Source organism: Thermomicrobium sp. 4228-Ro (assembly GCF_026241205.1).
GTDB lineage: Bacteria > Chloroflexota > Chloroflexia > Thermomicrobiales > Thermomicrobiaceae > Thermomicrobium.
In genome coordinates, this window is record NZ_JAPFQM010000001.1 from 187084 (window position 1) to 211810 (window position 24727).

The window sequence follows — 24727 nt, forward strand, 5'->3', positions numbered from 1 at the left end:
CCGTGGCGCTCTCGATAGTAGCACGCACCGTCGAACAGGTCAACGAACCGAGAGTCTCTCCGGAGCTGCATAGACCGTCACGACTCCACGCTGGAAGACTGGAGCCCAACCGAACTGTTCCAGGACAGCGGCCAGGCGCTCGGGTGCAGTGTTCTCCAACAGCCGACACGCAGGCCCGAGACCATTCCGCTCCAACAAGCCGATATAGACATACCCCACTCGGTACTGAGTGAGCACCTCTGTGACTGTCGCCGGGGTGGGATTCTCGAAGACGGCTCGTACTACTCGTTGTCGTTGCTCCAGCTCCTGGAGGGCGCGGGTGTCGCCCCGCCGCCACTGGAACTCGTGACCATCCCAGCCGATGACGGTCGGACGGCCAGTGGCCATCGATACCCGATCGTGTGGAAGATCGTCGACCGATCCGTACGAACACCCTGGAGCTTCGAGAATCACGGTATCGGACGGCGTCCGTGCCCGCAACCATTCGATGGCTGCGTATTCGTCCGGGTGGCTCGTCGCCAGGTAGGACAAACCGTCGAGTCCCTTACGGTGGGTGAAACCGTCCGTCCACTTCCAGGCGGAGAGCGGCACGTAGAGCATGCCGAGAGCGAGTGCAACCAGTGTCCCGGTGATGAGGACTCGAGGCGGTCGACCTCCAGTCGGCACGCCGACGAACGCCACCGGCAGCGCCAGCGCCTGATAGCACCAGGCATCGAAAGACACTTTGAAGACCGTGTTCATGCGGTCACCGAAAACATCGCGGAGAAAGAAGAACTCGATTCCCAGGAGCGCGAGCCACGCCGCTCCGAGTAATCCGAACGCGAGACGCATTCCTGGCTGGAGACACCGATCGCTGTGCAGGACCAGCCCGACCGCACCGAGAAGCAGGCCGAACAGAAACAGGGCAGGGGTCCGACTCGCCAACGCGAGGACGAGGACAAATCCAGCGAAGCCGACGACGAGTCCGGTTCGCGGACGAACCGCCCCGGGCAGGCTCCGAACGGCTTGCCCGACGACGAGCAGAGCGGGGAGCAAGAATGTCCCGTAGGCGCGCAGAAGCTCGCCGAACGAACTTCGCTCCCAGACGACGAGCCCGACCGTTCGCACGATCCAGCTCACCACGGGTAGCCGAGCGACGACGGGCGGTAGCTCCTCGGCCACCAGCCCATACGACTGGACGTAGGTCATCTGGAACGGCAGTGCAACGACGACCGCGGGAACGAGAACAGCAGCAACGGCCTGGACTCGCTGACGCCCGCTCCAACGTTTCCCGACCAGCAGAACCACTGCACCCGCCAGGAGAGCGAGGGGAACGCTCCAGGTATTCGTGATCCACAGACAACCGAGTGCAACGCCAGTCAGTACACCAGCCCTGACGGGTCGCGGCGACAGGACCGTCGCTGCGAGACCAGCGAGGTAGCCGACCAGGATCGGGAGCGCGAGGAGATGCGGGTGCAGGTCAGCCAGAATGAACGAGAAAGCGGGAAACTCGTTGATCGTCGGTCGAGGCTGCCCACCCCACGGAAATCCGCTATCGACGATCACGCGCGAGGCATTCCACCCCGGACCAGCCCACCAGGAGGCAGACAGGGAAGCAGCGGGATCGCGCAGGAGCCTCCAGGCCGTTTCCCAGTTTCCTGCACCGACGAGAAAGAGCAGGGCCAACGTACCTGCGACCGCCTGGCGTCGCGGGCTCGCCCCAGTCGCGGCGGCTAGTGTCCAGGTTACCGCGAATACTCCCATTACGGTGCTCGCGAACAGGGAGGAGAGCGCCAAGTTAAAGGCGATCTCCGGACGCACGCCCAGCACCTTCGCTAGGCTTGCCATTTCGACGTAGCCGTAAACATAATAATTGATCGGAGCACCAGCGAACCACGGGTCCGGTGGTGGCAGTCGATCAGTCACGATCGATGCAGAGAGAAAGGCGAGTTCCATCGGCTTCTCGGTGTAGCGGATGTCTGGTGTAAAGGATCGGAAGAATGCGTAGCCCGCGAAGGCCGCCACATGGAAGAGGCTCAGGGCACCGAAGGTTCGGGTCGTCCCGAGGAGCAGCTGTCGCCGAGATCGCTGGAAGGGTACCAGTCCCCAGCTGATCGCTGTCCAAAGACCGAAGGAAGCGACAAGAGTCTCGACGGTAAACCGCAGAGGGAAGAGCGTACCGAACCACCAGACAGGCAGGGCGACGAGCGCCGCCCCCAACGTGAGCGCCACCGCACTGGCCAAACGGTCGTCTGCAGTGGCCACTCGGAGCAGGGGAAGCAAACTCGCCGCGCAAACGAACCACGCAGCCTCCCAGGCGACCGCGGCGAGTACATCGTGCATGGCTCGACGTCACTCCCCATCACCGTGCGAAACTTCGTAAATGACCGTGTTGCCGAACTGGGCGACACGCTGCAACGTCGTACCTTCGAGTGCCGCGAAGGCGGCCAGCCCTTCCGGCGACGCGTATAACTCGTTGGGTACGGAGGCGCCGGCGAACCCCGCTTGAATTCGCCAGGATCGCTCGACTGCACCCACGATGACGTAGCGGACGCGGTACCGTGCGAGCAACTCCCGCTTCTTCTCGAGGTCGGTCGTGTTGTACAGTTCTCGGACTTCGACGAGACGTCGGTCAACCGCATCACCGAGCGGCGACACGAACTGCGCTCCCGTCGCCTCCGGCGCGACCAGCGTACGTTGCTGGCGTTCATGGCGATCCCATCCCAGAACGGTCGGGAGGCCCGTCGCACTGGAAATCCGCGAACCATTGCCGCGGTACGGGCCGATCGATGCTTCGAGGATCACCGGATTTCCTCGCACATGGGTCCGTAACCACAGGATCACCGCGTAGTCCTCGCTCGTTTCGATCGTCTCGCCAACACTGTTGGCATACTGCCCCCCGAGCATCCAAGCGTAGCCGTCCAGTCCCCCTGGTGTCGGTGTCGAGGGCAGCCGCAACGCCAACCGCTGAGGAGTGCCGAGAAGGACATACAAGCTACTGCACACGAAGACGACGGCCACCAGCACGCTGGCGAAACGTGGGAAACCGCTCCATCGTGGCCGGTGCGTCCATGCCCAAACGATCGCTCCCCAACCGCTGATCGCCAGCAGGGGCCAGGCTTCGTGGAAGAACTTGAACACCGTATTCATGCGTTCCCAAGTAGATCCGAAGAGGTCGTCGACGACGAGAAACAGCTCAGCCGCGAGGATGGTAGCGAGACCGAGTACCGCGAGAGCGACGACTGGAGCTTCGGCGCGGCGCCAGGCACCGAGAAGCCAGGTTCCCGCGAGAACGGCTATGACGAGGACGAGGCTCGCGGTCGGTCGCCATGCACCCAGCGCACCGGTGGCGAGTCCGAGAAGTACCCCGTAGGCCATGGTTTCGGGAGAACGTGCATCCAGACCGACGAGTTGGAGACCGAAGGCGAAAGCCACGAAAGCGAAGAGCGGAAGGGCGATCGACCAGATACCGAACACCGAAAAGACAAACGAGTCCTGCGCGAGTACGCGTGCCATGCTCCCTAAACCGTAGCCGATCGCCGTAGCCAGTGCAGCGAGAGCTGCGACCCGTGCGGTACCCCGGCGGGCGGGCGGAGTTGTCAGAAGCAACGCGACGATCGGTAAGGCCAGCAAGAGGCCGAAGTGCACCGCTAGCTCGACGATCGCACTGCCGGCGTTCGTCGGTCGAATCGCTGTGACCGGACTGACGAAACGATCGTAGAAGGGCCAGTAAAGGGCTCGCATGCTGAGGATGCCGAGGCCGGCCAGCGCTACGAGGACGAGCAGGGCTCGGAACGACCGTGGTCGGAGCAGCACGAACGTACCGAGCACGACGAGCGCACTGGCGAGGGGAAGATCCCAGCTGTTGATCACTGCCGCAGTCCCGGCCCAAAAGACGAGCGCGACCCATCCGAGCACACGTTTCGGCCACGCGATCCTGTCAGCGTCGTGAATCGCGACCAGGAGCGCCACGGCTCCGAGCCAGACCGGCAAGGCCAGGACATGAGGGTGAAGGTCAGCGTAGAGGAAGGAAAAGTACGGGAATTCGGTTATCGCATGGGCGACGACACGAGAACTCTGCCAGAAGTCGATCGCGAGCGACCGCTTCGCGATGACCTGCAGTAACGGGTCCAGATTCCCTGCAAACAGTACCCACCAAACCGAGCCGGCCGCGCTGAGCACTATCCAGCGGTCTCTCTGCGACGTCGTTCCGAGGACGCGCCGTGCCAGTTCCATGCCGAGGGACGCAACGACACTCGCTACGAGTCCTGCAAACGTCGCCAGAGTCAACTGGAACGCTCGATCAGGCAGGATTCCGCCCAGTTTCCACAGCAAGGCGACGAGGAAAAAGCCGTAGTAGTAATAGTTCTGCACACCGTCCGCGAACCATGGATCATAGGGAGGCATCCAGCGGCTCCGCGCGATCGCATTCGTGAAGGCGAGTTCCATCGGTTTCTCACCCCCGAAGTAGGGGTGCCACAGGTCCGGATACAGCCAGCGCAAGAAGAGAAAGATGCCGAATGCGGACCAAAACGCGACTTCGCTCACAACCAGCGCCGATCGGTGCCGCTGCCAGCCAGGAGCACGGAACGAGCGCCAGCCGAACCACCACGACACGATGCCGACGACGGCCAAGGAAACGAGGATCGTCGGGAGCTCGAAAGGAAGGACATGCCAGCTCGCCAGTAACCACACCGGGTAACCAACGAGCAACAGAGCGAGGAGTCGTGCGAGCCCGATTCCACGATCCGGAAAGGATGGAGCAAAGTAGACCGTAATCGGCACCCCGACGGCCGCGAGAACGATCAGGATGAGTGCCCACCACGCGATGGCAACTCCGTCAGTAGTCAGCCACCGCTCCGCCCAACCGAGGTCACGCGCCGGGACGATGGTATCAGCCGGTGCCCCCAGGAGCTCTTTGTAGACCACCGGACGCTCCCGTTGCGGTGCGTACGGCTGCTGGAGCGCCCAGGCGAAGAGCGAGCGGAGTTCTTCGTCGGTGAGATTACGAACTTTCTGGTATATTCGGACGCGTGGATGATCGTAGACGGTGAAACTCTCGTCAGCCGCGTAATCGTCCAGACGCAGCGGACCGAGGTGAGCCTCGAGCTTACCTTCGTACACGAGTTGGAAACCGAGCGCTCCGCTGTCGAGTAAGCGGTAGTACTCGCTCGTTACGGGATAGCGCCACGGCAAGCGAGGGATCGACCCAGCCAGACGATCCGATGACAGGACGATATAGTCGACCGCCGCGAGCTGCTCGCGAAGGTAAGCCAGTGCTTCCTCCGGCGTGCGGTCATCGTACCAGTTGAGACTGACGAACCGATAGCGCTGATCGGGAACTATTCCCTGGAGTGGCAACGGTAGCCGATCGTCCCAATGCTCCACCCCCAGCGTCGCCCCAGCCGGAATATGCGCGTAGATCCACTCCGATGCACGAATCCGCGTATGCTCTTGCCGGTAGATCGAGCTGAAGGCGAACGCCCAGGCGAACACCTGGATGAGCAGAAGCGCGATCAGAACGATGCGAACACTCCGCGCTGTTCGACGCTTGGTTGCGGACCACGAACCGAGCAGCCAGTCGCTCACCAGGATTGCCCATGGTGCGAGGAGCGGTAGCGAATAGCGGAGGTACTTCGTCTCGCTCAGCCAGGTCGTGAGGATGTAGGCAATGATCCAGGAGACGAGTAACGAACGGACGATGAACGCGTTCCCTTCGGCTGTCAGTCGCAATCGACTAACCTTCGAGCGACTCGCTGTCATCCCGCGCAGGACAATGACCAGCGCGCTGACCGTTGCTCCCGCGGCCAGGAAGGCGAAGACCGGTCCCATCCCCCAGCGCGCGAGCTGGACGATCTGGTAGACGACCGGCACCGTTCCCACGTACTGCCGCGTGTAGGGAACATCGAGTGCACCACGCGAGATCTGCCATTCACGAATGAGGTCACGCACCATCGGTGCAGGATCGGCGAGGCTGTAGGGTTCGAAGGCGGCGAAAGCGACGACAGTCGTGCCGGCGACAACGGGCCAAGGGGTGGCGGAGAGAACTGCCCTCAGAAGCGAAGGATACCCGCCGCCCGCGTACACCTGATACCCGCGCCAACCGATCGCCAGGGCGATCGGCACCACGAGCGACCACAGACTGGCTTTACTGGCCAGCGCAGCAGCGAATGCCAAACCGGTGAGCACGGCCCAGCGCTGCGTTCCCTCGCACGCCAAGCGAAAACAGCCGTAGAGAGTGGCCATGCCGAATGTCGCCGCCCAGGGGTCGACCACGAAGAAATGTGCCTGCTGGATCGCGAGCACGCTTCCGGCCAGTACTGCTCCAGTCAGGAGGGCAGCAGCACGCCCGCGGAGGTGAGAGGACAGACGCATCGCGATCGCGATACCGATGACGTCGACCAGTGCCGTCAGTAGGCGTCCGCGGAATGCGAGCTGTCGATAGACGTCTTCCGGAGGAGTACGAAGACCGAACGCGACGCGTCCGTGGTCGTACAACCAGCCAACCGTCTCGAGAACGTAGAGCGGAAGCGCGCCATACGCGAACGCCTGCGGTCGACCATCCACACCGACACGTCGCGGGTTCCAGGGACTTGTCGAAACCGAAACGAGTTCGTCGAAGGAGCCAGGCTCTCGGATGCGATCCACCGCGACGATCAGCTGGAACCGTTCGTCTGGGTGCAGGAGAAACCCACTATCCCACCCGATGCCGTACAGGCGGAAGGCCAGCGCGACGGCGAGGACGACCAACGCACCGAGAACCCAAGCCGGGCTCCGGCCCCAGTTCTCTAGGTCTTGCACCTTTCGAGATACCTCGACTTCGAGCTGCTTCGTCATCGTCCGCCTGCCGCCGGGCCAATGATGCCCGAGATGCTGGGCAGATGGTAGCGTTGGATGCGAACGAGGGGAGTGCAGGATGAGTCAGCAGTACCCTGCACCACTGCGGATCGTCTTCTTCGGGACGCCAGCGTTCGCTGTCCCCTCGTTGGAGCGTCTCGCCAGTGAGCCCGACCTCGACGTCGCGTTGGTGGTGACACAGCCGGATCGGCCAGCGGGTCGGGGACGCGAACGTCGCCCTTCACCGGTCAAACAGCGCGCGATCGCGCTGGGACTTTCGGTCCTGCAACCGGAAACTGTCCGCGACCCGCTGCTCCTCAGTCGCCTCCGCGACATCGCACCGGCTGTCGGCGTGGTCGTCGCTTACGGTGAGCTGATACCGAAGTCGCTCCTCGACGTTCCGGCGCATGGATTCCTGAACGTCCACCCCTCGTTACTCCCGAAATACCGCGGCGCGAGCCCGATCCAAGCTGCCATACTCAATGGTGATTCCGAGACGGGCGTGACGGTCATCCAACTCACACCAGAGCTCGATGCAGGGCCGATCGTGCGCCAGGTGCGGGTAGCGATTTACCCGGATGACACGGCAGCGACGCTCGCTGAACGCCTGGCTGCCGTGGCAGCCGAACTCTTGCCCGAGACGATCCGACAGTGGGTGGCAGGGACGATCGTTCCGACACCGCAGGATGAGCGGCTCGCGTCATACACGCGGCCACTCACCAAGGAAGACGGGAGGATCGATTGGACGCGCACAGCCAGAGAAATCGAGCGGCACATCCGAGCGATGCAGCCCTGGCCGGGAGCATGGACGACGATCTCCGGACGCTTGCTTCGCATCGTCCGCGCACGGGTCGTCGACACGGACGTTGGTCTTCCTCCCGGCTGTCTTTGGCCGACCCGTGACGCGCTGCTCGTCGCGACTGGTCAGCGAGCGCTGGCGCTCGAACTCGTGCAACCGGAGGGTAAGCGGGTCATGCCAGGACTGGACTGGTGGCGCGGCGCGCGCCTGGAAGCGGGGTCCTGCTTCGATGCCTGATCACCCTCGGTGGCTGTCCGGTCGACCGATACCTGAACGGATTCCACTCGGTGAACTCGAGCGGCTCGCGGAGCTCCAGCGCGAACTCGCCTCGAAGGTTGTCGAGTGCCGCCTGGAACGGATGCCGCAGTTCGTCGCCGGAGCGGACGTGCACCTCCGAAACGAGACAGCCATCGCCGTCGCTGTTCTGCTCGAGCTGCTCGAACACCCCGCGGACGAGAACGATACGAGGCCCCTCGCTCTCCGGGAAGTCGAGTACGTGGCCGTTCGCACCCGCATCGGTTTCCCGTACATTCCCGGTTTTCTCAGCTTTCGCGAGGCTCCTGTGGTGATCGAGGCGGTCCGAGCTCTCGCGCGCGCACCGGACCTGCTGGTTCTCGATGGGCAAGGACGCGCTCATCCCCGCGGTTGCGGGCTCGCGAGTCACGTCGGCGTTCTCCTCGACATTCCCACGATCGGTGCGGCGAAGTCACGCTTGTACGGTCGTTACCGTGAGCCAGCGAACGAACGAGGAGCCTGGACTCCGATCACCGCTGACAGCACCGTGATCGGTGCGGCTGTCCGCACGCGCGTCAACACGAAACCGCTCATCGTGTCCGTGGGCCACCGGATCACGCTTCCGGAGGCGATCCGCTGGACGCTTCGGCTGAGTCGATACCGACTGCCGGAGCCGACACGTTTGGCGCATCGCTACGCGAAGGAAGCCGTTGCCCTGTTGCACGAATGATCCTCGCATGCTCCCATCGACCTTCCGGGACAATACCTGCTACCGTCGTCTACCGAGCGGGGGACAACCGCCGCGGTGCAGCACAGAACTCGCGGACTAGGAGACGGCGTTCACTGCCGATCGTATTCTGCGTATAAGGATCGTTATACGCAGAATACGCGACGAGCGCCATCGCGGTTACGCACCTTCGTTGTTGTGGCTGCTCCGCGTTCTTTCGGTAGATTCGAAGCCGGTGTCGGCGGCGACCGAGCGCGAACGGACGGCACCCGGCAGAACGTGCTGCTGAACGACCATCTCGCACTGCTGGAGTTGTGTTTCGCCCCTGGACGTGCCCCGCTTGTCGCGTGTCGCGCCGGTGCGTTACGCTGCAACGCGGCATCGAAGGCGCCACAGCACGTGCGTTCGGTGTGCGTAGCGAGGGAAACTGAATGTCGGCGATTCCGTATCGCAGTCGAGTGCTGAGCCAGCTCGGTATTCCTCACGGATTTACACGACGGGATCTCCAGCTTCCCGCCGCCGGCGCCACGAGCTGGAACATCGGTTACGAGCTCGCGCTCCAGAATCGCCGGATTTGGTGGGCGCGCCTTAGAATTCCGCTCTCAGCGACGGTCTTCCCGTATCAGGTTCATGGCGATCGCGTCGCACTTGTGACGAGAGCAGACGCTGGCTGTGGCGCCGAGGTGCCGGAGACCGCGATTCCGGACACCGATGCCTTGATCGCCTGCGAGCCAGGGTTGGCAGTAGCTGTTCAGTGCGCCGATTGCGTCCCCATGCTCGTCTATGCCCCGGATCTTCCTGCGGTCGCTGCGATTCACGCCGGATGGCGAGGGACCGTACGGTCGATCGCCGCCCGCGTCGTCACGCTTCTCGGCGAACTCGGCCAGCGTTCGCAGCGGTTATCGGTCGTGTTCGGTCCTTCTATCGGGCCCTGTTGCTACGAGGTCGGAGAAGAGGTCATCGACGCCTGGCTCAGCATCGCACCGGGAGACCCACCCGGGGCACTCGTCCGATACGGAAGCAGCGTCCATTTCGATCTGTGGACTGCGAACCGATATCTTCTTGAACGCCTCGGTGTTCCGAGCAATCGCATCGAAGTAGCCGGTGTCTGCACGCGTTGTCGTGCATCGGAGTGGTTTTCGTATCGCGCCCACGGGCCGCGGACCGGTGCCCAAGCGGCAGTCATCGCGCTCCCGAAGGAGGCGACCGAGGACGATGCTGACGAGTGAGGAACTGGCAACGAGGATCGCACGAGTGCAACAGGTGATCACGGAAGCAGCCGAACGAGCAGGTCGCGACCCGAGGGCCGTCCGTATCGTTGCGGTGACCAAAGGTGTCGAGCGAGCGCTGGTGGACCTCGCATATCAGCTGGGACTACGGATCTTCGGCGAGAATCGCGTCCAAGAGGCCGCACAGAAGTTCGGAGAGACACCGTTGCCCGAAGATGCGGAACTGCATTTGATCGGCCACCTCCAGACGAACAAGGCTCGGTCGGCAGTCCGTCTGTTCTCGATGATTCATTCCGTCGATCGCATCCCGCTCGTTCTTGAACTGGAGCGCCGAAGCGAGCGCCTGAACCAGCGGGTTCCGGTGCTGATTCAGATCAATGTCGCTCGAGAACCGCAAAAGCACGGCTGTGCTCCCGAGGAGGCGCCGTCCCTCGTGCAGGCTATCCTTGCTGCACCGCAGTTGGAACTCCGCGGCTTGATGACGATCGCTCCGCTCACCTCCCATGACGAAGACATTCGACAGGTCTTCCGCATGCTGCGTCTGTTACGAGACGACCTGGAGCAACGGTTCGGCATCCCCTTACCCGAACTCTCCATGGGTATGACGAACGACTTCCCGATCGCTGTGGAAGAGGGAGCAACGCTGGTGCGGATCGGTCGAGCATTGTTCGGAGAACGCCAAGATGGAGATCGTCTCGTTCGGTAGCAGCAGCCGTGGAAATGCGTTTCTCTTTCGAACCGCTCGAACCGCTGTTCTGGTGGATGCTGGTTTTTCTCCGCGATTTCTCCGCGACTGCCTGCTGCAGTGCGGTATCGCTGATCATGAGCTTTCCGCGATTCTCGTGACGCATGAGCATGTTGACCACATCCGGGGACTTTCCGGATTGCTCAGCTGGCATTCCTGTCCCGTGCTCGCGACAACCGGTACACTACGAGCGCTCCAGCTGGACAGTGTCAAACGCATCGTGCTACGACAAGAGGAATGGATCGAAATCGGCGATCTCGCGTTCCAGGCGATTCCGGTACCCCATGACGCGAACGAGCCGATTGGGCTTCGCATCGCTACGAGCGGCGCCGACGTGGCCTTTTTCACCGATCTCGGGACTCTGACGCTGGAAGTACGCGAAGCTCTTCAGCGAGCGACGTTCGCGATCGTCGAAGCGAACCATGACCGTCATCTGCTCGAGCACGGTCCCTACCCACCTTGGCTCAAGCGCCGGATTGCCTCCCGTCATGGACATCTGAGTAACGACGAGGCAGCCGCCGCTGCCTGCCTGTGCGGTTCCCAACTCCAGGGACTTTGGCTCGCCCATCTCTCCGAAGAGAACAACCGACCGGAACTCGCGCTCGCCTGCGTACGGAGCCGCTTATTCCCGCACCATGACTTGCCCGTCACGGTCCTGCCAGCACGCGGCTTCCGCCGGTGGTCGCTGGAAAACGCTGCAACTGTGGAATGAGTGCTCACCGACAGTCGAGCAGTTATCGTAAGGGTAGTGTGCCTGCTTGGCACACTCGGGAGCGAGAAAGGGTCGCGCAGTCGTCCAGTGCGCAGCATCTATTGACGATGACGAGCGGTCTCCGTACAATGGGTACGTACACCGGTAGTCCGTTCGTAGGGCGAGAGGAGGCCCCGTGGACTCCCAGACACTGGATTACCAGCGGGTCATCGACGAGGCGCTCCGACTCCTCTATTCTCACCATTATCGGCTCATGTCGCGCCTCCTACCCCGCGCGGTGGAACAGGTGCAGATGAGTGATGAAGAACTCATGGCCGAGCTGCGTGCGAGCCCGCTCGGACGGGTGCTGCAGCGTCTGGCTGCCGTCGCGCAAGGGAAATTGAGCGAGCGACGAGAGCGTATCCTCGAGAACATCGAGTTGGTCCTGCAGCTCTTGTTCTGGGCCCCCGGTGCTGAAGACTACTCGGTGCCACGAAGCTTTTGGGAAAGCGAACTCGGACGGCTCCTGTCTCAAGCGAAGTACCGCGCGTACGAGCCGAGCGAGCTCGTGAGCATCGGTAAAGCTGCGCAGGATCTCGGTGTCACACGCCCGACGATCTACCGGTGGATGGATGAGCGGAAACTCGAATACGTCCGAGACGAGCACTCTGGTCGGACGTTCATCATCCGGCGCGACGTGGAAGCACTTCGGCAACAACTGCAGCAATCAGCTTGATCGGTGCTCCGTCACTCATCCGAGCGACTGGCGAGGAGCTTGGGAAGTTCCCCACGCTCCTCGAGCGTCATGAGCCAGATGAGATCGGATCGCGACACGATACCGATCAACCGACCTTCCTCGTCCACCACCGGCACTGGGTTGACACGGCGACGGTACATGAGGGTCGCGAGCGCTTCGATCGTCTCGTCCGGACCGATCGTGATCGCTGGCGAGGACATGATCTCCGCCGCCGTCGTCGCGAGGATCTTCCTGAGCTGCGTCTCGTCCCCGGTACCCGGAAGTTTGAAGAACGCGTCCAGGAATGGAACGTACAGCGGCGCGTTGAAGCTGGCTTCCCGCGCGATCAAGTCGAATTCCGTCACGATACCGACCACCCGTCGATCGGTATCGATCACCGGCACACCAGAAATCGCATGCTCCCACATCAGTCGGGCAATTTCGCCCACAGAGGTCGTCGGACTGATCGCGACGACATCGCGTGTCATGAGCGCCCGGACCCGCAACTCCTCAGCCATCACTCGTATCCTTCGCCTTCGATTTTCCGTCAACTGATCGAACTCCTTCTACCAGTCGCGACTGACGAACCGTTCCGGCGACCACCGCGGGTCGTACAGGGCACGGAGCACCGCGGGCAGCGCCTCGATGATATCGGAAGCGGCCAATGATAGGGTGCCGCGCTGGCCAATCGCTGCCATCGCGGCACGATTGGCGATGTACAAACCTGCCGCACCTGCAGCGAACGGTGGCAGACCTTGTGCAGCCAGGCCAGCGATGATCCCTGCCAAGACGTCACCAGTTCCGGCAGTCGCCAGCCCGGCGTGCGCTTGGGGCGCGACGAGCACCGTCCCCTCGGGAGTCGCGAGTGCCGCATGCCCCGTCTTCACGACGACATGCTGCCGGAACCGTCGTGCAGCTTCGACTGCCGCGTGCCAGGGATCACGCAAGACGTCCTCTACCTCGACGTGTAAGAGGCGCGCGAGTTCACCAGGATGAGGGGTGAGGATCAGCCTCGCATCCTGAAGCTCCTCGTGCCACGGACTCAGCTTCGCGAGCCAATTCAAACCGTCAGCATCGATGACGGCATAGCCAGTGAACCGGGTCGACGAGCTATCCGAAACGCGCGATGTGGTCTCCGGCGTGAAACCGAGTGCACCGCGCCGTTGCCGTCCGATACCGAGGAGCGCCCGGACGAGTTCCTCGGCTGGCTTGTCCTGTCCCAGACCCGGCCCGACAAGAAGGACACGATACCGCGGCAAGACCTCGCGTACCAGTTCAGCCCACCGGTGTCCGGCACCGACGTCACCATCCGGTGCTGGAACGAACGTCACTTCGGTGAGCGCTGCCGCGATCGCTGGCACGAGCGATCGCGGCACCGCGAGCGTCACGAGGCCTGCTCCAGCTCGCAGCGCAGCCGCGGCAGAAAGCCGCGGGGCCCCATAGTACCCCGGTGCACCCCCCACGATCAGCACGGCCCCAACGGACCACTTGTGCGCGTCCGCTTCGCGACGGGGCAGCCACTCGCGGACATCTTCTTCCTGTATCAGGCCGATGCTTCCCTCGGGTACCTCGGGACGCGGCAACCCGATGTCCACAAGCTCGATCATTCCAGTGAAGCGCAGCGCTGGGGCCCGGTAGGCCCCGATTTTCGGCAAGCCGATCATGACCGTGAGGTCGGCGCGGAAAGCACGTTCGTCGCTGTCTCCCGTATCGCTGTCGATACCCGACGGTACATCGACAGCGACGAGCTCGGCCCCCCGACGTCGTCGCTCGCGACACGCGGCTTCGAAGACTGCTGCAATTTCGTCCGGCAGAGGTGGCCGCCCACCGATACCGAAAATCGCGTCGACGATGACATCCACCCTTCCGAGGATGGCGTCGAGATCGCTCGTGTCCACGAAACGACAACGGCGGAGCCCATCTTCGTCCACCGGCACCTCGCCGATCCCGGGTCGTCGCCACGTCCAGATCGAGCACTCCCAGCCATTCGCAGCGAGGTGGGCTGCAGCAACCAGGCCATCGCCCCCGTTCTTGCCTGGACCAACGAGGAAGAGCACACGTCGCCCCGTCGCTGTACCCCCTTGGGACGCGGCGAGCCGCTCGATCGCCAACGCGATCTGCTGACCCGCGCGAGCCATGAGCTCGCCATACGACGCACCACGCCTGACGGCTTCCTCTTCTGCCCGCCGTACTTCTTCAACGGTGCACAGCCTGAGCATCGCTGTCCCTTTCTCGAACACTACGACGCAACAGGATCGAAATGCGCGATGACCACGGCAATCGCGAGATATCGAGAATGCGTGAGAGACACGGCAATGTGACGCAGACCGAGTCGATGCGCTCGTTCAGCCGCTGTGTCGTAGAGGCGAATCAACGGCTTGCCTCGGCGGTTCGGCAGCACTTCGATATCGCGCCAGCGTACTCCCCGGATGCCGGTACCGAGCGCCTTCATCACTGCCTCTTTGGCAGCGAAGCGGGCGGCGAGTTCCGGTAGACGCTCGGCGTAGCGCGTGCGCTCCGCTTCGGTGTAAATGCGACGGAGGAACCGCTCGCCGAATCGTTCCAGGGCTCTTTCGATACGCCAGATCTCGATCACATCGACCCCGACCTCGATCGTACCGGCCTTGTCCGGATCCCAGATCGGTTCAATGACCACGTCCGACTCCCACGTAAACGAATCCGAGCGCACGCACCTCGGCTGGCTCGTAAATATTGCGGCCGTCGAGGATGATCGGTGTCCGCATCAGGGAACGGACTCGACGAAGGTCGGCTTGCTTGAATTCGTTCCAGGGTGTCGCGATCAGCAGCGCATCCGCGCCTACGACAGCCGCGTATGGATCAGAAACATAGCGCGCATCCGGTACCTCACGCGCGGCATTGGCGAGAGCAGCCGGGTCGTATGCGGTCACGTTCGCACCGCGCTGCAACAGCATGCGTAAGACATCCAGAGCAGGGGATTCCCGGACATCGTCCGTATCCTGCTTGAACGCGAGCCCCCACAAGGCGATAGGGCGACCGTGCAAGTCGCCGAGAAGGTCCTGAAGCTTGCGAACGAAGCGTCGCCGCTGATCCTGATTGATCTCCAGAACCGCATGGAGGAGCTGCGGGTGACAGCCGACCTCTTCGGCCATGTAGGCGAGCGCGCGGACGTCCTTCGGGAAGCAGCTTCCCCCGAAACCGAGACCCGCCTCCAGAAAGAGCGGACCGATCCGCGGGTCGTATCCCATTCCCTGTGCCACAACCTTCACGTCGGCCCCAACCTGCTCGCAAATTTGCGCGATCTCGTTGATGAAGCTGATCCGTGTCGCGAGGATCGCATTGGAAGCGTACTTGATCATCTCGGCACTGCGCCGATCAGTGATGAGGATTGGTGCATTCAGAACGCGGTACAACTCAGCGACGCGCTCCGCCGCTTCCCGATCCTCCGCGCCGAGTACGATGCGACTCGGATGGAACACATCGTAGACGGCCGAGCCCTCCCGGAGAAACTCCGGATTGCTCACCACTGCGAACGTCGCGTCCGGAGGCTTCACCTGCTCGATGAGAGCCGAGACGAGGTCGCCGGAGCCGATCGGCATTGTGCTCTTGTTGACGATGATCGTGTGTCCACGGAGATGTTGCCCGATCGTCAGCGCAGCAGCACGTACTGCTCGCATGTCGGCATCCCCATCGACCGTGGACGGCGTCCCCACACAGATGAAGACGAATTCGGCCTCGGGGATGGCCTCGGCATAGTCGGTCGTGAAGTGCAACCGTCCAGCTTCCACATTCCGTCGAATGAGTTCGTTCAACCCCGGCTCGTAAATGGGTACGATGCCATCCCGAAGCTTGGCGACTTTGTCGGCATCGATATCCACGCCCCAGACACGGTTGCCCAAATCCGCGAACGCGCCACCGTAAACGAGCCCGACGTATCCGAGACCGACGATCGCGATCTGCGCCACAGTTTCCCCTTCTCCTAACCTCAGCGTCGAATGACGAACTCGTCATACTGACCAGTTGGGTCGACCCACGTGCAGTCGGCGCGTTCGACCCACGCTCCAGGCGGTCCGACACGGACCCGCTCGACGAGCCGTTCGAGTGCGGCACGCGGCCCCTCGGCCCAGAGTTCCACCGAACGTCCATCTGGCCGGTTCCGTACCCAGCCGACCAGACCGAGGTGTTCGGCCTCGTCGACCACGAAGAAGCGAAAGCCGACGCCCTGGACGCGGCCGTAGACCACACAATGCACCGCAGCCCGCTCGCTCATCGCTCTCCCTCGTACAGTAGCGGCTCGCCAGCGTATCCTGCCTCCGCATTCCCATACCGAGTGAGAAACGCTTCCATCGCTTGCGCGAAGGTGCCTTCTGCGATTGCAGTCCGCATCCTCGCCATTTGATTCTGGATGAAGCGAAGATTGTGGATGGTCGCGAGTCGGTAGGCGAGCAGCTCCTTCGCCCGAAAGAGATGGTGCAGGTACGCAGCACTGTAGTGCTGGCAGGTGTAGCAGTCGCAACAGGGGTCGACCGGCTCCCGCTGGAACTTGAAGCGCACCGCCAGAATATCGATACGCCCGTTCTCGGTGAACAGCGCGCCGTGGCGGGCCAGTCGGGTCGGCAGAACGCAATCGAAAAGATCGACACCTAGGCTCACGGCACGCCAGAGATCCTCGGGCGCCCCGACTCCCATGAGATAGCGAGGACGATCTTCGGGGAGCGGATCGAGGCTCGCTTGCAGCAGGGCGTACAGCTCCTGCTTCGGTTCGCCGACACTCAATCCGCCGATCGCGATGCCGTCGAGCGGCAAGGAAGCGACGAACTCGGCACTCGTCCGGCGGCGTTCGGCACGGAAACCACCCTGTGCGATACCGAACAGGAGCGGGCGCGACGCTGGCTCGGAAGACATGGTACGCGCGACGAAATAATCGAGAGCTCGTGACAACCAACGATGCGTACGCTGCATTGCCTCCACTTGACGAGACTCGGGTTCTCCGTAGCCCACGACATCGTCGAGGGGCATGATGATATCCGACCCGAACACCAGTTGCAGGTCGATCACTGTTTCCGGCGTGAGCTCGTGCAACGATCCATCGATATGGGAACGGAACGTGACGCCCTGCTCGGAAACCGTTCGCAGCTTGGCTAGGCTGAAAACCTGGAACCCGCCCGAGTCCGTGAGGATGGGTCCGTCCCAGCGCATGAACGTATGGAGGTCACCGACCGCTTCGAACACCGCTGGTCCGGGACGGAGAAGCAGATGATACGTGTTCGCGAGGATGATTTCACTGCCAGTCGCTCGAACCTCCTCGGGGGTGAGCGACTTCACGGTAGCCTGGGTGCCCACCGGCATGAACGCCGGCGTGTGAACCGGACCACGGCGCGTGAGAAGGAGTCCGAGACGTGCCCGGGTCGTCGTATCGTGTTTCAGAACAGTGAATCGCGTCATCCGATTTTTCCGCCTCGATCCGCAGGCATCCCCGAGCGGACCATCGCTGAACGGGTATACCGTGAAGGAGACGATCGTGACAATAGTGGGCGAGCGTTGAAGGAAGTCAAGTCTTCGTACCGAGGTAGGCGATGCTCGAGACGTTGCTCCGCAAAAGCCTCCTGGCGGCGCTCGAACTGTTCTACGGGCCGCTCGCGCCGCTGTATCCCTGGCTAACCCGCATCGTGTTCGGCCGAAACTGGCATGACTGGCGACGCAGCGTCCTCCCGTGGGTATCCGCAACGCGGCGGGTCGCCGACGTTGGCTGCGGTCCTGGAGACCTCGCTGCAGAGCTCGCTCGTCCGGATCGCTGCGTCATCGCGATCGATCGGTCACGCTCGATGATCGCTCTCGCACATCGCCGCCTCGCTCGCAAGTCGGGACCATTCTCTGTGTACCTGGTCTGTGCTGACGCGCGTCATCTTCCTCTGACCGATGGTTCGCTCGATGCGATCACGATGACGTTCCCGACCGCGATCTTTCTCGATTCCCGAACACATGCAGAAGTTGCACGCGTGCTCCGGCCAGGTGGTGTGTTCGTTGCTGTCGTCTCCGTCTATCCGAAGCAGTGGCCGTGGTGGATACGTCCTTGGTCACCGCTTTTGTGGCGGATCATCGTGTCCCGGGAGAAGAGCAGCCGCTCAATGCTCGCCGTGCCCAGCCTTCCGCTCTTACGAGGTCAGTGGATCCGTGTCGAACAGCCTACCGGTATCCTGGAGCTCTGGGTAGCACGACGGGTAGAGCAGGACGCGGGCTAACGCTCCCAGTGGCCGGTTGCGTCGACTGCTTCCCGTCCGTCCAGGAGCGCGTCCAGCCCGTCGAGGTCAGCGAGTGGGTCATCCTTGGACGGTTCACGACGGCCGTTCGCGGCAAGCGCGGTCGCCGGCACAGGCGCGACGGATGCTCCTGTGGCAGGCTGCGATACGGCAGCACTGACCGCTGTCTGGGCGGGAGCGGTGACCGGTGCCGGAGCCTGGTCAGCCGTGACCAGCCGGGCAATATCCTGTGTCGTAGCTGCCGCTTCACCCAGCGCAGCTCGTGTCTCTTCCTGGACAGCCAGGACCGACGTCGTCACTTCCGCGGTGCTCTCCTGAACCTCGCGGAACGCTTGCTCGAACTCGCTGGTCAATTCACGCGTGGCAGCCCGGAACTCGCGCACCGCGCGACCGATTCCCTGTGCGATTTCCGGCAACTTTCCGGGACCGAACAGGATGAGCGCAAGCATCATGATCACGAGGATTTCGGAAAGACCCATTCCAAAGAAGTCCATGGTTCTCCCTCGTCGTTCGTCGACATTCGCACGACGATCCCCCGGTGTCCGGGAGCATCGTATCCGCATGAAGTATAACGACCGAGGATGGGTGGCAGAGGTGGACAGGTGGTGAGATCGAGAGCAGTTCTACTCGATGCTCGCCTGCTGGCGTACCGGCGCGGTGGAATCAGCCGGTATGTCGCGTCACTCGCAAGCGCGATCGCCGAGCTGAGCCAGGACGGTCTCGGCGACCGCTCGCTGACATTCCGCTTGTTGGCGAATCGCCCTCTTCCCCAGTCACCGTTACCGATGCTTCGATGCTGTACCCCCCCACATCACCGCTTCGAATACTGGACACTCGGGGCAGAACTCACCGTGTATCGACCTGCGCTCTACCATGCGACCGATTTCGTTCTTCCTGCTCTCCCGCCGTGGGTGCGGGGTGTGGTCACGATTCATGACCTGGCCTTTCTCGATGCACCGTGGGAACTCGAACCGGCTGCATGGCGCTACTACGCCCGCACGATCCAGTCGATGCAGAAAGCTGACCGCATCATCGCTGTCTCTCGCGCAACGGCCGCGCGGCTGTGCGAGCATTGCCCAGGAGTGGCTGATCGGACGCGGATCGTTCACCATGGTGTCGACACGCGGTGGTTCCAACCTTTCCCCGATGCAGAAGCGCACGTCACCAGCGCACTCGGGCCCATCGGTGACCGACCGGTGGTGCTGGCAGTAGGCACGATCGAACCGCGGAAAGACTACGACCTGCTCCTCGATGCATTTCGCATCGTCTGGGAGAAGCACGATCGCGAGCCACTCCTCATCGTCGTCGGACAAGTCGGTTGGCGAGTCGAGGACACCGTCCGACGGTTGCGTACCGAGCAGGCTCGAGGCCGGTTGCGCTGGGTCGAACGAGCCGACGACGATCTCCTGCACGCGCTGTACTCGGTCAGCTCGGTGCTCGCCGTTGCGAGCCGCGACGAGGGATTCTGCCTTCCGGTTCTAGAGGCGCTCGCCGCTGGCCTTCCCGTGGTAGCCTTCGCGGTCGGGGCCTTACCAGAAGTCGTAGAAGACTCTGGGATCCTCCTACGTGAGCGCACAGCGGAGGCGCTTGCGGAAGGGATCAGCGCAGTTCTGTCCGATCGCATGCTCCGATCTCGTTTGGTCCGCGCCGGCAAGGTACGGGCGGCGCAGTTTTCTTGGATGGAGACAGCTCGGAAAACGGTTCAGGTCTACCGGGAGGCACTCGGTGAAGGCTGACGGTCGCTGGTTGGTGGTTGGCCTGGGCAATCCGGGGCCACGCTATGCACGAACGCGTCACAACATCGGTTTTTGGGTCGTCGACCGGCTTGCCGTGCGTTGTCACGCCCCCCGCTTTGAGCAGCGCTTCGACGGCGAATTCGCCGTGGTGTCGGAAGGCGAGCGGTCCCTACTCCTCCTGAAGCCCTTGACGTACATGAATCTCAGCGGTCGCTCGGTTCGACAAGCTGTGCAATGGTACAAGATCCCGTTGGATCGCCTCCTCGTCGTGCACGACGACATGGATTTACCGCTGGGGACGTTACGTTTCCGCTTCGGTGGAAGCGCTGCTGGGCATCACGGTGTCGAATCGGTGATAGCTGAACTCGGAAGTGATCGGTTCGGACGACTCCGCGTCGGTATCGGTCGTCCTCCCAGTCCGGAAGCTGGGCGAGCCTACGTGTTGGAACCCTTTACACCAGCGGAACGCCCACTCGCTGAGCGTGTTGCCGACATCGCAGCGGAAGCGGTTGTCGTTTGGTACCGCGACGGGATGACAGCAGCGATGAACCGATTCAACGGGATGCGCGTCGTGCTCGATCAAGGTACGCTTGCTCCGTAACCGGCGCTCTGCGGAGAATGCCGCAGAGGAGAAACTGCGGCGATGTGATTCGGCTCGTGAAGCGAGACAAAGCGGAGGACAAGGGAATGGCGGTCGATCAGAACCAGCGAGGCTACTTGATGCTTTTAGTCGGGGACGAACGGCGCACCTCGGATGCTGCTCTCGGTATCGCGCTGCGTGGGGCTGGACATGGACTGCGTGTCCACATCATCGAATTCCTGAAAACGGGACGAGAACGTGGCGAGGTCGCCGCCGTTTCGTTTCTGACCGGTGTGACGCTGTCGCAGTACGGGATGATCGATATTCGAACTCGTCCGGAGGAGTTCCGAGGACCAGCGATATCTCCGGAACGGTTACAAGCAGCCCTCCGCGAGGCACGCCAGCATGTGCAGTTCCGTGTGACGAACATTCTCATCTTGGATGGACTGCTCACGCTGGTTGATGAGGGCATGGTCGACGACCGGACGATTCTCGAGCTGGTGGAGGGTGCAGCACCCTGGACCGACATCGTCCTGACTGGACGGTCAGCTACTCCAGCGCTGCAAGACGCAGCCGACAGCGTCACGCTCATGCAGACGATCAAGGTGCGCGAGCATGAGCCGTTGCGGCGAGGACTCCACTACTGAGATCCGTGGAGGGCAGGATGAGCCGACGACCGATTCGCGTTCTCATCGCTAAGCCGGGGCTCGATGGACACGATCGTGGTGCGAAGGTACTCGCGCGTGCGCTCCGCGACGCCGGCATGGAAGTGATCTACACGGGCCTTTTCCAGACACCGGAGTCGATCGCTCGTGCAGCGGCGGACGAGGACGTTGACGTTGTGGGCCTGAGTATCCTGTCCGGAGCGCACAATCAACTCGTCCCAGAGGTTCTTCGGGAACTCCGGGCAGCCGGAAAAGGCGATGTGCTGGTACTGGTCGGCGGCATCATTCCACAGGAAGATGTGCCCTTCTTGAAAGAACAGGGGGTTTCTGACGTCTTCGGTCCGGGTACTTCGCTCTCGACCATCGTGGCCTATATCGAGCGGAAAATGCAGGATCGGTTATCTCAGGTAGGTACATAGAATGCGGTCATTTTCCGAATGGGACACGCTCCTGGAACGGGTTCGGGCGAGAGATCGGTCTGCCCTGGCGCGGGCGTTCTCGCTGGTGGAGCGCGACCCCGATATCTGGCCGGCTGGCTGGGAAGCACGCGGCGGCCAGTCCTTCGTGGTCGCGGTGACAGGGGCACCTGGAGCTGGCAAGAGTACGTTGTTGGGGGCGCTCGCCGGTCTTCTAGCCAAGAGGGATATGTCGTGTTGCGTTGTCGCCTTCGATCCAGCGAGTCCCCGCACCGGTGGTGCACTCCTCGGCGATCGCGTTCGCATGCTCGAGGCCGCCTCGCTTCCCAATGTCTTCGTTCGCTCCGTGGCGGCTCGCGATCCAACCGGTGCCGGTACTGCCGCTTTGCCTCCCCTCCTGGCACTCCTGGAGCAGTTCGGGTTCGACTTCGTTTTCCTCGAATCCGTCGGTGGTGGCCAAGAAGCAACTCCGCTCCTCTCCCTGGCCGACACCGTCATGCTCGTCGTCGCACCGGGACTCGGTGACGGAATTCAACTTCTGAAGGCAGGCGTGCTCGAGCTCGCCGATCTCATCGTCGTCAACAAGACCGATCGACCAGGGGCTGAAGATCTCGTCCGCGAACTTTCAGCGTACTTCCGGTTAGTCGCACCAGGGCAGCCTGTCGCTCCGTCGATCGTTCGTACCGCGGCGACCGTACCACTCGGGATCGAGGATCTGGTCGACGCGCTTCGAACGCTCCGCGCTCGACTCGAAGAGACTGGTGTCCTCGAGCAACGGCGCCAGCAGCAACTCGCCCGCTTTCTGGAAGCTCGGATCCGCGCCCGTTGCCTCCACCTCCTCGACAACCTTTTCCGCGAAAGCCTTTCCGAGCAGCAGGCCACCCAACGACCGGTGACGAGTATCTACCAACAGGAACTCGCGGTCTACCGGCAACTCGCTCAGCGTTTGCTTTCCTATGTCGAAGAACGAGCATCCGAGTGTTTCGAGACCCGCTGAGCTGCGCATCGGTTCGCTACTTTCGCGGCTGCAGCCCCGGCTCCGATACCGTTGTCGATATTCACGACGACCAGCCCAGGCGCGCAGGTCTGCAACATGCTGTGCAGGGCCGCAACCCCCGCGCCCCCGAACCCGTACCCGACCGGCGTGGGAAGCCCGATCACCGGTACGTCGACCAGGCCAGCGACCACACTCGGCAAGACACCGTCCATCCCGGCCGCAACGATCAAGACATCGGCATCCCACTCTTCGGCGAGTTCACGCAAGGCAGGCACGAGTCGATGCAAGCCAGCCACACCGACATCACTGATCAGTCGGACCGAGCAACCGAGTTCCTCCGCGATCAGCTGCGCCTCCTCGGCCGCCGGAAGATCCGCTGCTCCTGCAGTCAGGATCCCGACCTTTCCCCCGGTCACCCTCGGTTCGGTTCCCGGCCTGTAGAACACTGCGGTTCGTCCATCGGTGGTCGTCCGCATCCCGGCTTCTGGAAAGGCAGCACGAAGTCGGGCACACCGATCTCCATCGAGCCGGCTCACGACGACTCTGCCGCGTTGTTCGAGCAATACTGCGACAGTCGTCTCCAACTGGTGATCAGTTTTTCCCTCGGCCAACACGACCTCCGGGATACCGGTCCGAAGTTCGCGCTGTGGATCGACCCACACACCGGGATTCGAGCGCCCCGGAATCGGCTCCCCACTGAGTGCCGCACGCAACGCGGAAAAAGGATCACGCGTCGGTCGTTCCTTCATCGCTCATGCCCTTCAACACCCGCTCGATCAGCTGCTCCGGCTTCACCGAAGTAACCCCATTGCGACGCAAGAGTAACAGGAACTCAACGTTGCCTTCGGCACCAGTAATCGGGGAACGCTCCAAACCGAGTACTGCGAATCCTAAATCGAGTGCAGCAGCGATCACCTGCTCGAGTACCTCGCGATGCACTTCCGGATCGCGTACGACACCACCTTTTCCCACCTTGTGGCGTCCTGCCTCGAACTGCGGCTTCACGAGCGCGATCACGTAGCCACCAGGACGCAGCACGCGCCACGCCGTAGGAAGAACGAGCCGAAGAGAGATGAACGAGACATCGATCGTCACGAGGTCGATCGGCTCGGGCAGCCGCTCCAGGTACCGAACGTTCGTCCGCTCCATGACGACAACACGCGGATCGATCCGCAGCTTGTAGCGAAGCTGCCCATAGCCGACATCGATCGCATAGACGCGCCGCGCCCCATGCTGGAGCAACGCATCGGTAAAGCCACCGGTCGACGCCCCGAAATCCGCACAGACCCAGCCGGACACATCCAGACCGAAGGCGTGCAACGCATGCTCGAGTTTCTCGCCTCCTCGGCTCACGTATCGAGGCTCTAGCGTCAAGCGGAGTTCCGCATCGACTGGCAACAGCTCCCCCGCCTTTTCCACACGCCGATCGCCTACCCAGACTTTTCCAGCCAGGATGAGCGCTCGTGCCTGACTCCGCGAACTCACGACTCCGCGTGCGACGAGCAACTCGTCGGCCCGCATCCGTTTTCTGCTCATCGCTGGACGTGTGCCTGAGCTTGCCACCGAGACAGCCGACTGTGCTGCACGTGACAGAGCGCGATCGCAAGCGCGTCTGCCGCGTCGTCAGGTTGGGGCACCTCCGGCAGGCCGAGGAGAAGCCGCACCATCTCCTGTATCTGCCGCTTGCCTGCGCGACCGTATCCGCCGATGGCCTGCTTCACCTGCGCCGGAGTGTATTCCACCACCGGTAGACCACGCTGGCCACACAGGAGCAAGACCACACCCCGCGCCTGCCCGACAGCCAAAGCGGTCGTCACATTGCGAGCGAAAAAGAGTTGCTCCAGTGCGACGACCTGTGGGTTCCATGTTGCCATGAGCTGGTCGAGCTGTTCGTACAGTGCGACTAATCGCAACTCTGGTGGCGTGCCGGCATCCGTCCGAACCGCACCGTAGGCCAGTGCTCGCGGGGGCTCGCTCGCTGCGACGACACCATAACCGAGTAACGCTGTACCGGGATCAATGCCCATGATGCGCACGAGAAGCCAGCCCTTCACGCTCCTGCCGTTTCCGACATTTCGAACAGGAGAGCGACCGCTCTTCGTCGACAATCGCTTGAA

At 62.6% G+C, this 24727-nt stretch carries 24 protein-coding genes; 12 read left to right on the top strand and 12 right to left on the bottom strand.

Going from position 1 to position 24727, the window contains the following annotated elements; genetic code table 11:
- Window positions 1–39: 39 nt before the first annotated feature.
- Together OO015_RS01055 and OO015_RS01060 are read right to left on the bottom strand one after the other, a co-directional pair.
- A complete protein-coding gene (locus tag OO015_RS01055) occupies window positions 40–2322 on the bottom strand; it encodes a DUF2298 domain-containing protein (protein ID WP_265938938.1) in 2283 nt (760 codons plus the stop codon).
- Between the two features lie 9 nt (window positions 2323–2331).
- The gene (locus tag OO015_RS01060) at window positions 2332–6816 is read right to left on the bottom strand and encodes a DUF2298 domain-containing protein (protein ID WP_265938940.1); all 4485 of its coding nucleotides are present in this window, start codon (window positions 6814–6816) and stop codon (window positions 2332–2334) included.
- A 79-nt stretch (window positions 6817–6895) separates the two neighbouring features.
- Here OO015_RS01060 and fmt point away from each other — a divergent pair, with 79 nt between their 5' ends.
- The 6 genes from fmt (at window position 6896) to OO015_RS01090 (ending at window position 11977) form a co-directional block, all read left to right on the top strand.
- Window positions 6896–7852 (top strand): methionyl-tRNA formyltransferase, encoded by a 957-nt coding sequence (gene fmt, locus OO015_RS01065; protein ID WP_265938942.1) that lies wholly within the window; start codon window positions 6896–6898, stop codon window positions 7850–7852.
- Window positions 7845–8579 (top strand): endonuclease V, encoded by a 735-nt coding sequence (locus OO015_RS01070; protein ID WP_265938944.1) that lies wholly within the window; start codon window positions 7845–7847, stop codon window positions 8577–8579. The genes fmt and OO015_RS01070 overlap by 8 nt, the downstream gene beginning before the upstream one ends.
- A 428-nt stretch (window positions 8580–9007) precedes the next feature.
- On the top strand, window positions 9008–9805 hold the full coding sequence (gene pgeF / locus OO015_RS01075; protein WP_265938946.1) for a peptidoglycan editing factor PgeF: 798 nt from the start codon (window positions 9008–9010) through the stop codon (window positions 9803–9805).
- Window positions 9792–10511: a YggS family pyridoxal phosphate-dependent enzyme gene (locus tag OO015_RS01080; RefSeq protein WP_265938948.1), complete on the top strand. Its 720-nt coding sequence runs from the start codon at window positions 9792–9794 to the stop codon at window positions 10509–10511. Before pgeF ends, OO015_RS01080 begins: the two co-directional genes overlap by 14 nt.
- Window positions 10489–11262, top strand: coding sequence for an MBL fold metallo-hydrolase (locus OO015_RS01085; RefSeq protein WP_265938950.1), 774 nt, complete (start codon window positions 10489–10491; stop codon window positions 11260–11262). The genes OO015_RS01080 and OO015_RS01085 overlap by 23 nt, the downstream gene beginning before the upstream one ends.
- Window positions 11263–11437: 175 nt before the next feature.
- Window positions 11438–11977, top strand: a complete 540-nt coding sequence (locus tag OO015_RS01090) for a helix-turn-helix domain-containing protein (protein ID WP_265938952.1) — start codon at window positions 11438–11440, stop codon at window positions 11975–11977.
- Between the two features lie 11 nt (window positions 11978–11988).
- Here OO015_RS01090 and OO015_RS01095 read toward each other — a convergent pair whose 3' ends face one another.
- The 6 genes from OO015_RS01095 to tgt are packed head-to-tail and all read right to left on the bottom strand — an operon-like array spanning window position 11989 to window position 17401.
- Window positions 11989–12495 carry a CBS domain-containing protein gene (locus OO015_RS01095; RefSeq protein ID WP_265938954.1) on the bottom strand — a complete coding sequence of 169 codons (507 nt, stop codon included), beginning with the start codon at window positions 12493–12495 and terminating at the stop codon, window positions 11989–11991.
- Window positions 12496–12543: 48 nt separating this feature from the next.
- Window positions 12544–14196 (bottom strand): NAD(P)H-hydrate dehydratase, encoded by a 1653-nt coding sequence (locus OO015_RS01100; protein ID WP_265938956.1) that lies wholly within the window; start codon window positions 14194–14196, stop codon window positions 12544–12546.
- A 20-nt stretch (window positions 14197–14216) separates the two neighbouring features.
- Complete coding sequence (locus tag OO015_RS01105; RefSeq protein ID WP_265938958.1) at window positions 14217–14633, bottom strand: holo-ACP synthase; 417 nt, start codon at window positions 14631–14633, stop codon at window positions 14217–14219.
- Window positions 14623–15921, bottom strand: a complete 1299-nt coding sequence (locus OO015_RS01110) for a UDP-glucose dehydrogenase family protein (RefSeq protein WP_265938960.1) — start codon at window positions 15919–15921, stop codon at window positions 14623–14625. The genes OO015_RS01105 and OO015_RS01110 overlap by 11 nt, the downstream gene beginning before the upstream one ends.
- Window positions 15922–15941: 20 nt before the next feature.
- Window positions 15942–16226 carry an acylphosphatase gene (locus OO015_RS01115; protein ID WP_265938962.1) on the bottom strand — a complete coding sequence of 95 codons (285 nt, stop codon included), beginning with the start codon at window positions 16224–16226 and terminating at the stop codon, window positions 15942–15944.
- The gene (tgt, locus tag OO015_RS01120; protein ID WP_265938964.1) at window positions 16223–17401 is read right to left on the bottom strand and encodes a tRNA guanosine(34) transglycosylase Tgt; all 1179 of its coding nucleotides are present in this window, start codon (window positions 17399–17401) and stop codon (window positions 16223–16225) included. The genes OO015_RS01115 and tgt overlap by 4 nt, the downstream gene beginning before the upstream one ends.
- 131 nt (window positions 17402–17532) lie before the next feature.
- Here tgt and OO015_RS01125 point away from each other — a divergent pair, with 131 nt between their 5' ends.
- Window positions 17533–18198, top strand: a complete 666-nt coding sequence (locus OO015_RS01125) for a class I SAM-dependent methyltransferase (protein ID WP_265938966.1) — start codon at window positions 17533–17535, stop codon at window positions 18196–18198.
- Here OO015_RS01125 and tatA read toward each other — a convergent pair.
- Window positions 18195–18710: a Sec-independent protein translocase subunit TatA/TatB gene (tatA, locus tag OO015_RS01130; protein ID WP_265938968.1), complete on the bottom strand. Its 516-nt coding sequence runs from the start codon at window positions 18708–18710 to the stop codon at window positions 18195–18197. The two genes, OO015_RS01125 and tatA, sit on opposite strands and share 4 nt — an antisense overlap.
- 108 nt (window positions 18711–18818) lie before the next feature.
- Between tatA and OO015_RS01135 the strand changes: the two genes are divergently transcribed.
- The 5 genes from OO015_RS01135 (at window position 18819) to OO015_RS01155 (ending at window position 22610) form a co-directional block, all read left to right on the top strand.
- Window positions 18819–19952, top strand: coding sequence for a glycosyltransferase family 4 protein (locus OO015_RS01135; RefSeq protein ID WP_265938970.1), 1134 nt, complete (start codon window positions 18819–18821; stop codon window positions 19950–19952).
- Window positions 19942–20553 (top strand): aminoacyl-tRNA hydrolase, encoded by a 612-nt coding sequence (gene pth, locus OO015_RS01140; RefSeq protein ID WP_265938972.1) that lies wholly within the window; start codon window positions 19942–19944, stop codon window positions 20551–20553. The genes OO015_RS01135 and pth overlap by 11 nt, the downstream gene beginning before the upstream one ends.
- An 86-nt stretch (window positions 20554–20639) precedes the next feature.
- Window positions 20640–21179, top strand: coding sequence for a cob(I)yrinic acid a,c-diamide adenosyltransferase (locus tag OO015_RS01145; protein WP_265938974.1), 540 nt, complete (start codon window positions 20640–20642; stop codon window positions 21177–21179).
- 17 nt (window positions 21180–21196) lie between these two features.
- Window positions 21197–21616 (top strand): cobalamin B12-binding domain-containing protein, encoded by a 420-nt coding sequence (locus tag OO015_RS01150; RefSeq protein WP_265938976.1) that lies wholly within the window; start codon window positions 21197–21199, stop codon window positions 21614–21616.
- 1 nt (window position 21617) lies between these two features.
- Window positions 21618–22610, top strand: a complete 993-nt coding sequence (locus tag OO015_RS01155; RefSeq protein WP_265938978.1) for an ArgK/MeaB family GTPase — start codon at window positions 21618–21620, stop codon at window positions 22608–22610.
- On the opposite strand, the gene larB is transcribed toward OO015_RS01155, so the two are convergent.
- Genes larB through ruvC form a run of 3 tightly spaced genes read right to left on the bottom strand, consistent with a single transcriptional unit; the run spans window position 22568 to window position 24646 of the window.
- A complete protein-coding gene (gene larB / locus OO015_RS01160; protein ID WP_265938980.1) occupies window positions 22568–23359 on the bottom strand; it encodes a nickel pincer cofactor biosynthesis protein LarB in 792 nt (263 codons plus the stop codon). The genes OO015_RS01155 and larB overlap by 43 nt on opposite strands.
- A complete protein-coding gene (locus tag OO015_RS01165; RefSeq protein ID WP_416236560.1) occupies window positions 23337–24146 on the bottom strand; it encodes a TlyA family RNA methyltransferase in 810 nt (269 codons plus the stop codon). Before OO015_RS01165 ends, larB begins: the two co-directional genes overlap by 23 nt.
- Entirely contained in the window at window positions 24143–24646 is a 504-nt protein-coding gene (gene ruvC, locus OO015_RS01170; RefSeq protein ID WP_416236580.1) for a crossover junction endodeoxyribonuclease RuvC, read from the bottom strand. The genes OO015_RS01165 and ruvC overlap by 4 nt, the downstream gene beginning before the upstream one ends.
- Between the last annotated feature and the right edge of the window lie 81 nt (window positions 24647–24727).